At 25.9% G+C, this 15231-nt stretch carries 16 protein-coding genes and 2 pseudogenes; 11 read left to right on the top strand and 7 right to left on the bottom strand.

From position 1 onward, the window contains the following. Positions 1 to 134 precede the first annotated feature (134 nt). Entirely contained in the window at positions 135 to 560 is a 426-nt protein-coding gene (locus I4V63_RS06490) for a helix-turn-helix domain-containing protein (protein ID WP_196000483.1), read from the top strand. Between the two features lie 29 nt (positions 561 to 589). Beyond that, complete coding sequence (locus I4V63_RS06485) at positions 590 to 1765, top strand: macrolide family glycosyltransferase (protein ID WP_196000482.1); 1176 nt, start codon at positions 590 to 592, stop codon at positions 1763 to 1765. 62 nt (positions 1766 to 1827) lie between these two features. Here I4V63_RS06485 and I4V63_RS06480 read toward each other — a convergent pair whose 3' ends face one another. Beyond that, positions 1828 to 2520: a YoaK family protein gene (locus tag I4V63_RS06480; RefSeq protein ID WP_196000481.1), complete on the bottom strand. Its 693-nt coding sequence runs from the start codon at positions 2518 to 2520 to the stop codon at positions 1828 to 1830. A gap of 166 nt (positions 2521 to 2686) precedes the next feature. On the opposite strand from I4V63_RS06480, the gene I4V63_RS06475 reads away from it, so the two are divergent. The 3 genes from I4V63_RS06475 (at position 2687) to I4V63_RS06465 (ending at position 3747) form a co-directional block, all read left to right on the top strand. After that, positions 2687 to 2950 carry a hypothetical protein gene (locus tag I4V63_RS06475; protein WP_196000480.1) on the top strand — a complete coding sequence of 88 codons (264 nt, stop codon included), beginning with the start codon at positions 2687 to 2689 and terminating at the stop codon, positions 2948 to 2950. A 64-nt stretch (positions 2951 to 3014) separates the two neighbouring features. Beyond that, on the top strand, positions 3015 to 3464 hold the full coding sequence (locus tag I4V63_RS06470) for an NUDIX hydrolase (RefSeq protein ID WP_196000479.1): 450 nt from the start codon (positions 3015 to 3017) through the stop codon (positions 3462 to 3464). Between the two features lie 106 nt (positions 3465 to 3570). Beyond that, positions 3571 to 3747, top strand: a complete 177-nt coding sequence (locus I4V63_RS06465; protein WP_196000478.1) for a hypothetical protein — start codon at positions 3571 to 3573, stop codon at positions 3745 to 3747. A gap of 71 nt (positions 3748 to 3818) precedes the next feature. Here the strand turns inward: I4V63_RS06465 and I4V63_RS06460 are convergent, their stop codons facing one another. Both I4V63_RS06460 and I4V63_RS06455 read right to left on the bottom strand, forming a co-directional pair. After that, complete coding sequence (locus I4V63_RS06460) at positions 3819 to 4241, bottom strand: cytidine deaminase (protein WP_196000477.1); 423 nt, start codon at positions 4239 to 4241, stop codon at positions 3819 to 3821. Next, complete coding sequence (locus I4V63_RS06455; RefSeq protein ID WP_196000476.1) at positions 4231 to 4923, bottom strand: Crp/Fnr family transcriptional regulator; 693 nt, start codon at positions 4921 to 4923, stop codon at positions 4231 to 4233. Before I4V63_RS06455 ends, I4V63_RS06460 begins: the two co-directional genes overlap by 11 nt. A 296-nt stretch (positions 4924 to 5219) precedes the next feature. Here I4V63_RS06455 and I4V63_RS06450 point away from each other — a divergent pair, with 296 nt between their 5' ends. Next, positions 5220 to 6713, top strand: a complete 1494-nt coding sequence (locus tag I4V63_RS06450) for an NAD(P)H-hydrate dehydratase (protein ID WP_196000475.1) — start codon at positions 5220 to 5222, stop codon at positions 6711 to 6713. 156 nt (positions 6714 to 6869) lie between these two features. Here I4V63_RS06450 and I4V63_RS06445 read toward each other — a convergent pair whose 3' ends face one another. From I4V63_RS06445 to I4V63_RS06430, 4 genes are all read right to left on the bottom strand, one after another. After that, positions 6870 to 7184 carry a hypothetical protein gene (locus I4V63_RS06445; protein ID WP_196000474.1) on the bottom strand — a complete coding sequence of 105 codons (315 nt, stop codon included), beginning with the start codon at positions 7182 to 7184 and terminating at the stop codon, positions 6870 to 6872. A gap of 185 nt (positions 7185 to 7369) precedes the next feature. After that, positions 7370 to 7882, bottom strand: a complete 513-nt coding sequence (locus tag I4V63_RS06440) for a L,D-transpeptidase (protein WP_196000473.1) — start codon at positions 7880 to 7882, stop codon at positions 7370 to 7372. 268 nt (positions 7883 to 8150) lie between these two features. Then, a complete protein-coding gene (locus tag I4V63_RS06435; protein WP_196000472.1) occupies positions 8151 to 8960 on the bottom strand; it encodes an EcsC family protein in 810 nt (269 codons plus the stop codon). A gap of 155 nt (positions 8961 to 9115) precedes the next feature. Further along, positions 9116 to 10561, bottom strand: coding sequence for a DUF4317 domain-containing protein (locus tag I4V63_RS06430; RefSeq protein WP_196000471.1), 1446 nt, complete (start codon positions 10559 to 10561; stop codon positions 9116 to 9118). Between the two features lie 133 nt (positions 10562 to 10694). Here I4V63_RS06430 and I4V63_RS06425 point away from each other — a divergent pair. The 5 genes and pseudogenes from I4V63_RS06425 to I4V63_RS15635 form a co-directional block, all read left to right on the top strand. Next, positions 10695 to 11189 (top strand): annotated as a pseudogene (locus I4V63_RS06425) (iron-containing alcohol dehydrogenase); the annotation flags it as partial. A gap of 120 nt (positions 11190 to 11309) precedes the next feature. Then, positions 11310 to 12443 carry a DUF116 domain-containing protein gene (locus I4V63_RS06420; RefSeq protein WP_196000470.1) on the top strand — a complete coding sequence of 378 codons (1134 nt, stop codon included), beginning with the start codon at positions 11310 to 11312 and terminating at the stop codon, positions 12441 to 12443. A gap of 20 nt (positions 12444 to 12463) precedes the next feature. Further along, complete coding sequence (locus I4V63_RS06415; protein ID WP_196000469.1) at positions 12464 to 13567, top strand: metallophosphoesterase; 1104 nt, start codon at positions 12464 to 12466, stop codon at positions 13565 to 13567. 3 nt (positions 13568 to 13570) lie between these two features. Further along, positions 13571 to 14911 carry a hypothetical protein gene (locus I4V63_RS06410; protein ID WP_196000468.1) on the top strand — a complete coding sequence of 447 codons (1341 nt, stop codon included), beginning with the start codon at positions 13571 to 13573 and terminating at the stop codon, positions 14909 to 14911. A 19-nt stretch (positions 14912 to 14930) separates the two neighbouring features. Continuing rightward, positions 14931 to 15231 (top strand): annotated as a pseudogene (locus I4V63_RS15635) (peptidase U32); the annotation flags it as partial.

Below are 15231 nucleotides of genomic sequence, written 5' to 3'. Positions count from 1 at the left end.
CACGTAGAGATTATGAAAAAATAAAATTATTAATTAATAAGTAAATGTATATAAATATATATATGAATGTTAAGGTTAGTTGATAGAAAGTAATTAGTAATTTTAATAAGATAAATATAGGAGGTATGAAAAGTATGATTAGTAGGAATTTGAAGAGTCTAAGAAAAAAGAATCAGTATACGCAAGAGGAAATAGCTGAGAAGATTAATGTTTCTAGGCAATCGGTAGCAAAATGGGAAAATGGAGAATCTAATCCAGATATAGAGAGTTGCATAAAGCTTGCAAATTTATATAACGTTAAATTAGATGATTTAGTTAATCACTCAGAAGAAGAAACAGGAATTGGAGTACCACCTAAAGGAAAGTTCTTCTTTGGATCTGTTGTAGTTGGAGAAAGAGGTCAAATTGTAATTCCAAAGGAAGCAAGAATTGTTTTTAATATAAATGCAGGTGATAAATTATTGATACTAGGAGATGAGGAAAGAGGCCTTGGAATTGTTCATCAAAGTGATTTAATAAATTTCGTGGAAAATATGGGATTAGCCATGAAGGATGAATAAGTTAAACCATATAAAGGGTGGTGAAAGATATGAGTAAAATAGTTTTTTTCTGTATGCCTGCACATGGACATACTAATCCAACAATAGAAGTGGTTAGAGAGTTAGTAGTTAGAGGAAATGAAGTAGTATATTATTCATTTAAAGAGTTTAAAGAAAAAATTGAATCTGCAGGTGCAAAATGTATTTGTTGTGATGAATATTTACCGGAACTTAGACCAGAAGATGAGAAGAAAGTAGGAAAGGATTTTCCGGCTTTAATAGAAATGATTGTAGACACCACTTTAGCTTTAGATAAAAAGGTTTGTAGTGAGCTTGATGCATTTAAACCAGATTGTATTGTATCAGATTCGTTAAGTTTTTGGGGGAAATTATTTGCACAAAAATTAAATATTCCATATATATGCTCTACAACAACATTTGCTTTTAATGAGCATACAGCAAGGATGATGAAACAAGGTTTAAATGAAATAATGCGTATGATTTTTGGAATGGGAAGGATTAATAAAAAAATAGAGCTTTTAAGAAATCAAGGATATGATGTAAAGAATTTTATTTCTATTGTTAACAATGATAATGATACAAATACTATTGTATATACATCAAAAGAATTTCAACCTATGGTAGAGACTTTTTCTAATAAGTATTATTTTGTAGGGCCATCTGTAGCTAATACTATGGTTGAGATTAAAGAAAGAAATAGGAAGAGAATATATATTTCGCTTGGAACAGTTAATAATAAAAATGTTAAATTTTATAAAAATTGTATAAAGGCATTTAAAGATACTAGTTTTGATGTAATCATGTCTATAGGGAATAGTACTAATATTAAAAATTTAGGAAATATACCTAGTAACTTTAAGGTTGAAAATTCTGTTGAACAAATTAAAGTACTTCAAGAAATAGATGTATTTATTACTCATTGTGGTATGAATAGTATTAATGAGAGTTTATATTATGGAGTTCCTATGGTGCTGTTTCCACAACATTCAGAACAAAAAATGGTAGCAGAGAGAGTTGAGAAGTTGGGCGCAGGAGTTATGTTAAAAAAAGATAAGCCAGAATATATCAAATCTGCAGTTATTAAAGTTATTAATAACAATGAATATAAAGAAAAGGCAAAGAATATATCAAAAAGTTTTCATAATGCAGGTGGAGCAAAGAGAGCAGCTGATGAAATATTAAAAATTATAGATGAAAGCAAATAAACTAAGTTGTAGTTTTAGACAGTATGTAAAAAATATATATAATAACATACTGTCTTTTTACTTTAAGCTATTTTATTTTCATAAGAATATATCCAAAACGATTGTAAAAATAATATAAAACTACAAACCCAAACGGCCTTAACACTTAAAGCAAGAGATATTAAAGTTCCAGGAATAGCACCAAGTGCAAAAGAAAAAGTAAGAACTATAAAAGTAATTAATTTTTTTAAAGATTCTTTATTTTCTATATCTAACGCATCAAATAAAAATAGCCCAACGCTTCTAATATTTCCAGTACATATTGTTGTATTAAATGGAACACCAAGACATGTTCTAAATAAGCATAATTGATATCCCATAAAAAAAGAAACAAGATTAGTAACTATAATATCAGGGAAAGAAGTAGGAAGCAATCCTATTAGAAATAGTGAAATTGCTTCTAATATAAGGGCAAATTTTCTCCAGTCTCCATTAAAGTTAAAGTTTACAAGTATGGTTTCAATTAATTTACTAAATGCAGCACCTAATATACAAGTTAAAATTGGAATAAAATAATGTAGCGCCTCTAGCCATTCCCCAAGTGCAATATTAATTCCTAATTTAGACATATTAGCAGTATGCATATTAGCTAATGTATTATTTCTTGTAATGTAAGTGTAGCCATTCATATATCCTCCAACAAAGGTTATTATCATTATAAATAATGGCCTTTCAAAGGGAGGTGTTTTTTGTATTTTATGATTATTGTTTTTCATATGAACTCACCTTTAATATATAAATATTGATGTCAAAGACGTATATAGTATGCCCTAAATTAGGAAAATATCTTTAGTATTTAGATAAAGGATATGATTATTTTTATTAGTGAAAATAGTATATAATAAGATGTAAAACTAATGTATATAGAAGTGAGGACAAAGGATGGCTAAGAAGAAAAATAAAAACAATACAAGAAAGACAATAGTAAAAAAAGAAAATAATATTAAAGAAAAAAGTTCTTTTAAGATATTTATGAGTAAGAAATATGTAAGAATTACGTTGCATATTATTACAGCAATAGTTTGGATATTATTTTTAGTAGATTTTTCAAATTTTGAAAGGTTAGGGGGATTTCCTAATGCAATACTATCAATTTTGGCATTAGTAACATTACTTTTAGAGTGGGAAGTTATAAATGATAAATAAGATATATTAAAGTTATAATTATAATATATGTTTTTAGATCAATGAAAATAGTGAGGTTATGAATATGGATTATGTTAAATACATACGAGAAAAAGTAGGTCATGATTCAATAAATTTAACAGGGGTAAATGTATTAATAATAAATAAATATAATCAAATATTATTACAAAAAAGAGGAACGTTTCCTTATAAGTGGGGGTTAATAGGTGGAATTACAGAGCTAGGAGAATCTCTTGAGACTACTGCAGTTAGAGAAGCAAAGGAAGAAACTGGTTTAAACATAAAGGAATTAAAACTTTTAGGAACAACTTCAGGAGAAGAGTGTTTCATTGAGTTTCCACATGGAGATAAGGCCTTTTTTATAACAATAGGATATGTATGTAAAAGTTATAGTGGGAAATTAAATATAGATAATTTTGAAACTAAGGACTTAAGATTTTTTAGTTACGATGAGTTGCCAGAAAATATACCTAGAAGTCATAAAGTATTTATAGAACAATATTATAGTTTATAAAATAAATAGTTATTAGGAGTAAGTTAAATATAATTCCTAATAGCTTTTTTATTTATTAAAATAACAATTTAGTATATAATGTATTAAAAGGGATAATTAGGGGGTAATGAGTGATTATAATAAAATAAGTATTTACATAATAATAGCTTCTATAATTACAGTTGGAAATACTATAAATATGGTATTTTATTCAGATGTTATAGGAGTGTGTATAGTACTTTTAGCATTAGGTTTAAGATGCTGGATTATAATATTAGTTAGAAAAATGAGCAAGTTATTTTAAGAAGATTAATTGAGTATTTTAAAGTTATATATAAATAAAGCTATTGATAGAGACATCAATAGCTTTTTACTTTAATCTAAGTTTTTACCTGTAAAGGCTAATGGTAAGAGTTCATCTAATGTATACTCTAAATATTCTTCAGTGCTTTTAGCAATTATTATTTTAAAGTTTTTTAAGTCACAAAACTCAGCCATAACCTGTCTGCAAACAGCGCAAGGTGCACAAAAATCACCATCTCCTGGTTTAATTCCAGCTTTATTTCCTACAATAGCAATAGCAGTGAATTCCTTTTGGCCTTCTGAAATTGCTTTGAAGAAAGCTGTTCTTTCAGCACAATTTGTAGGTGTAAATGCAGCATTTTCTATATTACAACCTTGATAAATTTCACCATTACCACAAAGTAAAGCAGCACCTACATTAAAATTAGAATATGGTGTATAACAAAATTTTTGAGCATCAAATGCCTTTTCTATTAATAATTTTTTATCTATCATAGTTACCTCCTGATTTCTTATTAAAAATACCTACTAAATTATTATTAGGATTAGGGGAGAAAATTATATCAACAAGATTATTTATATCATTTACCTTAATGAATCCTTTGTTATATTCAACAATATTTTCATCTACTAACTCTTTAATAATTCGATTAACACTTCTAATGTTTGAACCAACACCTTCTACTAGTATATCCTTATGGACAGTATTTAAATTATGATCATCTAAAAATTTCCATAAAAAGAATAGAACTCTATCCTTTAAATTATAAGCTACATTTGCTTTACTATTAATAGAGGTATGATACATTTTTTCAGAAAGCTTTATATGTACATATAAAGAAAAATTACTATCGTATTTAATCCATTCTAAAAAAGATTCTTTAGAAATTTTAATAGCTTCACAAGGTTCAATTGCCTCTACATAATTTAGGATAGGTTTATCAGCAAATATTTCTAGTTCACCAAATAGTTCATTTTCGCAATAAGTTCTTTCTAGATATTTAACTCCAGTAGGAGTTAAAGAATAAACTTTGACTTTACCTTTTTTTATTATATATACCGAATCAGCAACTTCATTTTGTGTAAGGATTTTATCAAAAGTATTAAACTTCATATTTGTAAATTTATTTTTTATATAACTAGGACAAGTATCTAAAAAATAAGGTAAGTTCTTCATTTTAATTCTCCTTATTAAGTAAGTTAAATAAAGCAAATTAATTATATCATATTAATTAATTTAAAGAAGTTATAAGAAAAAAATCAAGGACAAATGTCCAAGAGTATTGAAATGAACTTGGTGTAATTGACAATATTATTAAAAGATTAAGTATAGTTAAAGATAAATAATAGTTGAAAATAAGAATACTTTTTATGTGAAATATAAGAAAGTTGATATACTGAAGAAAATATTAAGAATTAGTTAAACAGTGTTATAATTAAAATAAATTAAGTATTATAAAAGGTGATGAGATTTTGAAAATAGGAAATTCTGAATTAATAAGAAGTATAGATAATTATTGTATAAATGATTTAGGCATTCCTTCGATTGTTCTTATGGAGAATGCAGCATTGAAGGTTATTAAAAATATAGATTTTGAAAAGTTTAAATCATTTACTATAGTTTGTGGAACAGGAAATAATGGGGGTGATGGCCTTGCTGTCGCTCGCCAACTTTTTAGTATGAATATGAAAATAGATGTTTTTATAGTAGGAAATCATTCTATGAGTAAAGATTGTTCTGCAAATTATGATATTTTAAAAAATATGGGAATTGATATAAATAATATTAATAATATTAAAGATATGATAAATCTAAGGGAAGCCATATCAAAAAATGATATGGTTATTGATGCGATTTTTGGAGTTGGTTTAACTAGAAAAATAGAAGGAATATATGAGGAAGTTATTAAGGGTATAAATAAGAGTAATTCATATGTAATGGCTATAGATATACCATCAGGAATGAAATGTGATAGCTTTGGAGTTTTAGGTACTTCTATTGAAGCAAATAAAACTGTTTCTTTTGAAGTTTATAAAAAAGGTTTTTTAGATTATGAAAGTGAAAGGTATACAGGAACTATAATAGTTGAAAAAATAGGTATACCAGAATATGTAGTTAATAAATTTCACCATAAGGAGTATTTAACAGAAATAGGTGATATAAAAAACATTATAAAAAAGAGAAATAAGTGTGCACATAAAGGTGATTTTGGAAGAGTTACTATTATGGCAGGATCTGAAAATTTTACAGGAGCAGCATATATTTCAACAGAGGCAGCGGTAAGAAGTGGAGCAGGACTTGTTACTCTTTGTACAAAGAAATCTATATTAGATATTTTAAAAAGTAAATTAGTAGAAGCTATGTCAATGTCATATGAAGATAGTGCATTTGAAAATGTTATATCAAATAGTGATAGTATAGCAATAGGACCAGGAATGGGGAACAATGAATTAACACTGAAGTATGTAAAAAAGATTCTATCTAAGAATGGCTGTCCTGCAGTACTTGATGCGGATGGATTGAATGTACTTAAAAATAATTTAGATTTATTAAAAGGTAGTAAGAGAAAGATTATAATGACACCTCATATTGGAGAAATGTCTAAGCTTACTGGTATTGATGTTAAAAATTTAGTAGAGAATAGAATTGATATTGCCGTTAATTTTGCTAAGGAATATAATGTAATACTATTACTAAAGGGATATAATACTATAATTACTGATGGGAATAAAGTTTATATAAATTCAACAGGAAATAGTAAGATGGCTTCAGGTGGAATGGGAGATGCTCTTACTGGAATTATTGCTTCTTTTATAGGGCAAGGATATGAGCCTCTTGAGGCTACAATAATATCAGCATATATTCATGGATATTGTGGTGATATTCTTTCAAAAGATATGTTTTGTGTTAATGCTTCACATGTTATCGAAAAGCTTCCTTATATAATTGAAATGTTTGTGAAATAAATTGTTTTTAATAGAATAAGTGCAGTTGATATGAAGAAGGAAAAACTAGAAGGTAAAGAATTAAAAATATTCTCATATCCAACAGTCTAAGATATAAATTATCAAAATTAAAATAGAATAAATCCCAATCTTATAAGATTGGGATTTACTAATTTTTTAGCCTTCAACATTGGCAATCCATTCTTTAACTTGAGGAGTTAAAGAAGCCATGTTTTTAGATTCAACTTTAGAAACAAATAATAAATCTTTGCTACCAACTTTAGATGAAAGTCTTTCTAAAATTTCATCTGCATTCAATGAAGTATGTACAAGGTAGCTAGTAGGCATAAAGTGAGCCCATCTACCTAAAGTTTCGATTTCACAAACTAAATCGTAATCAGGATCTCCTCCACAGTTACAATCTTCCCCATGTTCATGATGATGGTGATGAGAGTTGCTTTGCATATGGTAAGTTATAAAATAAACTGACATATAAAGGTCTCCTTAAATATTATTAATATACTTAATAGTATAGAGTTATTGAAATGTAAAGTCAATTGAAATAAAAAATCAATAATTATTACAAATCAAAATATCTATCTAAGTTTTATTATTAATCAAAAATGCAATAGATATGAATTAAAGTTTTGATTATTTTAATTGATAAAAAAGAATATTTAAGTTATATAAACCGTAGTACCATATGGAATATTATCATAAATCCATTTAGCGTTTATTTTGGCAAGTCTAATACATCCATTACTAATTTTAAAGCCAAGGCGACCATCTCTAATTGTATTATCTAAGTTATATATAATTGAGTGGAAGAGATAATTTCCTTTAAATTGTGTATAATAATAACAAACATATCCATGATTTTCTCCAAATGAATACCCTTTAGCACCTACTTTGAATGTACCTAAAGGCGTAGGGGTAGAAGGCTTACCAATAGAACAAATATAATTTTTTACTAGAATCCAGTTATTTTTAGAGCCAGAAAATATATTAACCTGAAAATTTTTAGTATCAACCCAAATAAGATACTTAGTAGTGCTAGATAAGTTACTATTATTTACAAATTGAGTAGAGTTATCATTATAATTTGATGGAAGCCTATAATTATGAGTTAATATATACTTTGAAAAAATTATTTTATTATATAAGTTTTTAAGGGTATTAAAAAATATCATAAAATCTCTCTCTTTTAATTACTAAATATTGTAGTTTATGAATGTATGCCTTAGAATGTTCTAATAAAGAGGAGAGTTTTTGTTTAATATTACTTTAATTATTATTCTAATTTGTATTTTGTATATAGAAAGATTAGTATGAAAGAATATAATAATATTAAAATAAATTATAGTATTAATGATTAGTATAAAATAGCTAAGCAAATAAAAAATAGCAGTATTAGATGATAAATAATCTGATACTGCTATTTTTTATTTGCTATTATTTCTAGAAAGATAATTTTCTTAGATATCTTTTTTTATACTTTAGTTTAGCTATTGAAGTAATATCTTGTAGGGTTAGGAAGTTAGTAACTCCACCTACTACGCCTACAATGGGAAGACCTTGAATGAATTTAGAGGTTAACATATATACCGAAATTTTATTAGAGGTTTCAATTAGCATATCTTCTATATTATAATCAGGGTTTTTATTGTTATCTATTTCACTTGCTATTAGATCTATCTTATCAAAATAATGACTTCTTTCTTTACCAGAAGTAACAGTAGCACAAATTATATTTAAAATAAATGCTTTTTCATTTTCAGTTGAATAATCAAATCCATAGCTTAAACTAATTTCATATATTGACTTCAATATAACTCCAATATAAATAGGTATATCAGGTAATCCTATTCCTAGCAAACCTAGAGCAGATCCCTCTACAATAGTTAAAGATTTATTGAAAATTGTTTTTTTATTTGTAGATTTATCTATTTTCTTTAAATTTTTTCTTGTTGGATATTTATTAACAGCATAAGTATTAATATCATATTCCATATTAATATTTTCTTTATTATAAGTTTTTTCTATAACAGTAGTACCCTTATCAAAGACTACCTTAAATCCCTTTTGAAAAGCTAACTCCAAAGTTGATTGTAATTTATCAGGAACCATATCTTCTATTTTATCTTTAATTGGAGAAATTTTATTTTTTATATAATTATCATTAGGTTCTTTTAGTAATTTTACTTCCTTTTTAGTGATTATTTCTAGTTGTTTTTGAATTAAATTATTTCTATTCGAATCCTTTTTCATACTAACATCCTTAAAAATATATTTATTTATTAAAGTATAGCATAAGTTACTAAAAATTATTAATACTTTGATTTATGTTAGTGAGAAAATGAAATTATAGCAATTAAGAATAAAAAAAAATCCACAATTAGGTTTATGGATTTTTTTATGACTATTTATAAGTTTTTTTCAATTCCATTAACATTAGCTTGCTCATTATCATCGATAGGAATAACGATATATTTTTTACCATCAATTATTTTTGTTTCTATTTGTTCTACTTTTTCAGGATTTACTTTAACTACTATATCAGCATTTAAAGAAGAATCAATATTATTTTCAAAAACATTATCACTATTTATTGAGTTTATTTCATCTTTAATTTCAGAAGTATCATTAGAATCATTAGTAGATTTAAGGTTTGGTATTTCTTCTAAATTATTTTCATTAGAACTTTCTTCAGTTGTTTTATAATTAATTGATTCAATAGCTACTTCAGATTCAGGGCCTGATTGAATTACATTGCTTTCAAGGTTGCTTGAAGCAGTTTGAGTAACTCTTTCAAGTTTATTTTCAAGAATTTTGACTTGCTTTTCTAGCATTTCTTCTTTTTTCTTTTGAGCTTTAGCTGCAAGAACTTTATTATCTATTAGTATATCAGCTACAGGAGGTGTAGTACCAAAATTTTCTGAATATGACTTTTCAATTTTAGTTGTAATTTCATCAGGTACACCACTTAATGCCAGTATTTCTTGAACTACATCGTTAGTTAATACTATAGGCTCATCAGTATCTTCATAAATACTATTATGTTCTTCAATTTTATTGTTTAAGCTTTCTTGGATTTCCATAAAGAAATGATCAGCCTTTTTTTCATCAGGACCAAGAGCGTCTCTAACAATATCATTAAAAGCTTCTTTTTGTTCTGTATTAGTTTGTTTTGAAGGACAGCCTAGAACATTTTCCATTAACTCAGGATGTGTATCTTTTGCATTTTTAGTATAATACATCACAGAGTTAACATCTGAACTACGATTTATAAAAGCAGGGAATACGAAACCATTACTTGGTGCTTCTACAACCCAATCTCTTGTACGTGATTTAATTGAATTTTCTTCTTCAAAGTATCTTAGTCCAGCTTTAGATAATTCAACAGGACATATTGCACATAAAATATATTCATATACTTCTTCAGATTCATCCAGTTTTGCATTATCTTTAGTTTTTGTAATTACATCATAAGCATCATGGAATAGAAGAATTAAGAAGTTACCCGTATAATCATAGCTTTCTATAATTGAATTATAAAACTCATCAAGTAAAGCATCATCTTTTAATCCACTGTTTTTTAGTCTCATAAAAGAAAGTTGTTTTTCGTTTATATGTTCTTCATTAAGTTCAAAGTTAAGCTCTAAAATATTATTTCCAATAGTTCCAGAGAGAATTTTTTTAGCAATTTCTAAAAATTTAAAATAATCATCTTCTTCTAAATTTAAAAATGTTTCTCTAAATTTCAAAAGTACATTTTTTTCACCATTAACATAGCATCCGCACATTTTTGTAAAAGTACAGTGATCTTTTTTAAAACGCTTTTTTAATTCTAATATATCTTTTTTTCTCATATATATTCCTTTCGTTACATTACTTCTTATTAAAAACATAGCAAAGAATATGTTACCAATATAAGTATAATATTCATTGGAAGTCTCTGCAAGTAGTTAAAAATTAGATTAAGTTGCTACAGGAAGTTATAGATTAAAGCCACAGGTTTCTATTTTAGATCCAGAATATTTATATACATTACCAGCAATTCAAACAGCTGCAGGAACAGCAGATATTATGTTATATATTTTTGAAAGTTATTTAAAAAAGACAAATGGAGCTTTCGTTCAAGATAAATTTTCAGAAGCACTATTAGAAATTTGTATTAAGTATTGTCCAATTGCTTTAAAAGATCTTAAAAATTATGAGGCAAGAGCAAATTTAATGTGGGCTAGTTCAATGGCTTCAAATGGTCTTTGTGGATCAGGAAAACTAGAAGCATGGACTTGTCATCCAATAGGGCATGAATTAAGTGTATTTTATAATATTACGTATGGTGTAGGACTTGCAATTTTAACTCCTAGATGGATGAGATATATATTAAGCGATGAAACTGTAGATAAATTTGTTGATTATGCAGTAAATTTGCAATATGCATATATTCCATTAAATGAAGACGATGTTAATAAAATTATAAATTTCCATTAATTGCTTTATTGTTGTTTTAAATAGGATTAAAATTAATATAACTAAAAAATATAATATCTTATGAAAGAAAATGATTATTTTTTTATTATGAGGTAAAAATTGAGTAATGGGGGAAGTAATATGGATATTTTAGCTTATAATTTAAAAGGAAAAGGTATAAACTCTAATGCATATTATGAAAAACTCAAAGTAGTAAGCAAAAGAATAAAAAATTTATTATTTGATTATGGAAAAATTCAATTAGAAGAATTTATGATATATGTTGTAAAAAATAATATTGAGGATTTAAGAACAAAAGATGAATATGCTATAGAGTTTTTAATGATAGGGGCTATGTTAAAGGACTATAGAAAATATATTAAAAAAATAAATAAGGGAACTTTACGTTTATTCAAAGTACTTAATAAATTAAGAGAGGGTAAAAGTTTAAATAGAAATGTAGATAAAATAAGGGGATATTTAATAAGTAATATTTTAATGAAAGAAGTCAGCGAAAATTATGATTATGATATTAATATCCTTATAAATTGGATGGAAGCTAGTGGAGATTTTAAAGAAGAAGTTTATCGAATGAAAGTATGGGGAGATTTTCTTAAAGTTAAGGATGAAGAATATAAGAAAAAGTTTTTTAAGCAGTCTTTAAGCATTGCTGAAAGTATGTGTAATATTTGTGATGGAACAATTGGATTATATATAAAGCAACTTGATATTTTTTTAAAAAAAGCAAAACATAAATATAAAAATAGAGAAGATTTAATTTATTGCACTAAGGGGAAGGTACAGTATTATTTCAATATGGTATCTGCACAAATAATGAATGAAGTATATAGTGAGCAGTTTTTACAATGTAAAGATAAGAAAATATTTGCTCCAGGATGTATGAGACAGGTTCAAAGTAAATGTAAAGCAGCTGAATGTGAATATGGATTAAAATGCAAAAAGTGTAGTATAAATTGTAATATTAATAACTTAAATAATTTGATGGAAAATAGATATATAGACGTATGTATAATACCTCATGAAACAATAATAAATAAAATAGATGTAAAAGAGAAAAATAAAATAGGAATTATAGGAATAGCATGCATACCTAACTTGATGTCTGGAGGGTGGAAGGCATTACGATTAGGTTTTATTCCACAATGTGTTTTATTAGATTATTCTGGGTGTGGTAAGCATTGGCTTGATAAAGAAAAGATTACAGAAATTAATGAGATTTATCTTGAAAAAGAAATATTAGGTAAGAAGCATTAGATAGAAAGAAGGAGTAAAAGATGTTTTTCTATATTGTACTACCATTAATATTTATGATTCCTTTGGGAATATATATGTATTTTTTTATAAGTAGAATTTTAAGTTTGCTTATGAAGGGCAAAAAAATTAAGCAACAAAAAATTATAAGTTTAATTTTAACATTAATTATAATGATACCAGCATTAAAGGTCTGGGGAACATGGGCAGTTGTAGTATTTCATATTGTTATAATTGCATGGGTAGTTGAATTAGTTTATTTTATTATAAAAAAATTTACTAATAATAGTTTCATCAAAGTAATTTATAGAAGTGGAATTATACCGTTATCATTAACAGCCATTTTAATTGTATATGGATATATAAATGTTCATAATATAATTGAAAAAGATTATACTGTGTATACAAATAAAAATATTAGGAGTGAAGGCTATAGAGTGGATTTTATATCAGACCTTCATTTTGGTACCACTATGGATAATGAGACTTTGCAAAAATACTGTGATAATATATCAAAAACTAATGCAGATGTAGTAATATTAGGTGGAGATATTGTAGATGAAAGTACGACTTTAAAACAAATGCAAGATGCATTTAAAATATTATCAACTATTAAAAGTAATTATGGTGTATATTACGTATATGGAAATCATGATAAATCTACATATACAGTAGATCCTAATTATACTGAAGAAGAGTTAGAGGAAGCAATAATAAATTCAGGAATAAAAATACTTGCAGATGATATATATGAAATAAATGATGAACTATGTATAATAGGAAGAAAAGATAGATCTTATATAGATGAAACTAGAAAATCATCACAAGAGCTATCAAGAGAAGTTAGTGATGATTATTATAAAATAATAGTTGATCATGAACCATGTGAATTAGAAGAAAATAGTGAAAGTGGATATGATTTAATGCTTTCTGGACATACACATTATGGTCAAATATGGCCACTAGGACGATTAATGGAGTTGTTTAACATTAATGAAATGGAATATGGATATGAAAAAAAAGATGATATGGATATAATAGTATCTTGTGGAATAGCAGGTTGGGGATATCCATTAAGAACAGAAAAACATTGTGAATATGTAGTAATTGATATTGTGAGGAAATAAATTTTGGAAAGAGAAGAAGTAGAATTATTACCATCAGGGTTAATAACCTGTTTATTGAATAATAAAGAAGTAAGAATAATGAAAATATCTCCTGAAAAGTTAACTATAAGATTGGCACAAGAGGTAAAGGAAATAAAGCAATTAAAAGTTGTATTTTATATATTTGATGAAAATAGGTATGAGGAAATAATTATAGAAAAATACAATTTGATAAATAATGAAAAGCATGAGTTTTATATAACTTATGTTTTTTCTATTAAAGATGAAATTTATTTACAAAATGTTAGAAATGCTTTTAATAATTATAATAGATATATTAGATTGAAGGCATATAGTGATGATAATGATTTTTCTAATGAGATGGTAGGATATCCTTCAGAAAAAGATTATGATTTCTATGAAGATTATATAAGTCAAAAGCAAGAGTGGATGGCGAATTTAAATTATGATAGCTTTAATTATAGGGTTTTAAATTCAGTAGAATTAGCCATTAATGTAGATAATTATGATCTATATAATAAATATTTAAATGAAGACATAGAAACATTTAAGAGGAATTATTTAAAAGATAATTTTATAGAAAAGAATAAGCTTATGTATAAAAAAATATCAAGAATTTATGTTGGAAATGAGTTTTGTCATAATTTATTTCCAAGCAAAAGAATGCTTATAGATATAATAAAAAAGGCAAATAATGAAGGCTTAGAAGTAACAATTTGCTTTACATATGTTAGAGAGTGTTATATTGATAAAACAAAAGCTATAATAAATGAAATATATAATTGGTGTAATGAAAATAATAAAAAAATAGAAATAGTAATAAATGATTGGGGAATGTTAAAGGTAGTAGAAAACAAACAAGATTATTTGACTTTATGTTTAGGTGTTTTGTTAAATAAAAGAAAAAAGGATCCTAGATATATTTATAAGAATGGATATGATGAAAACGAGGCATTAATAGGTGATAATAGTGTTAATAGCAAGATATTTAGTGAATTTTTAAAAGATAATAATATAAATAGATTTGAGTATGAAAGCTGTGGATACAAACTTAATATAGCAAAAGGAAATCATACTTTACATATGCCTTTTTATGTTACTAACACATCACAATATTGTACATTATATGCAAAATGTACAACTATGAATAGAGGAAGGCAAAAGCTTGTAATGGGATGTCCAATGTACTGTAAGGATTATATATTTTCATATCCAAAGCACTTAAAAATGGTTGGAAAATATAATTCATTATTTTCATTTGACGATACTTTATTACAGGATTCAAAAAAATTAGAACAATATATAAATGAAGGAATAGATAGAATTTTATTAAACTTCATTTAAAGTAAAAGAGGAAAATAACATGAAGATAGTAGCTGGAATGGGAAGTATTGATGATTATATTAGATTAGTTAAAGCAGGAGCAGATGAAGTGTTTTGTGGATATGTACCTTATGAATGGAATAAAAAATATGGCAGTTTATTTCCACTAAATAGGAGGGAGGTACTTTATTATAATATTCAAATAAATTCACTAGAAGATATGAAGATATTAAAAAGTATGGTAGATGTTTATAAGATTCCAGTAAGTATTACGTTTAATTATTTATATTACTTAGAAGAGCAATACGAAATAATAGCAAATATAATGCAAGATTTAATAG

The sequence above is a fragment of the Clostridium sp. 1001271B_151109_B4 genome (assembly GCF_015670405.1).
Lineage (GTDB): Bacteria > Bacillota > Clostridia > Clostridiales > Clostridiaceae > Clostridium.
This window is presented reverse-complemented; position numbering and strand designations above follow the sequence as displayed.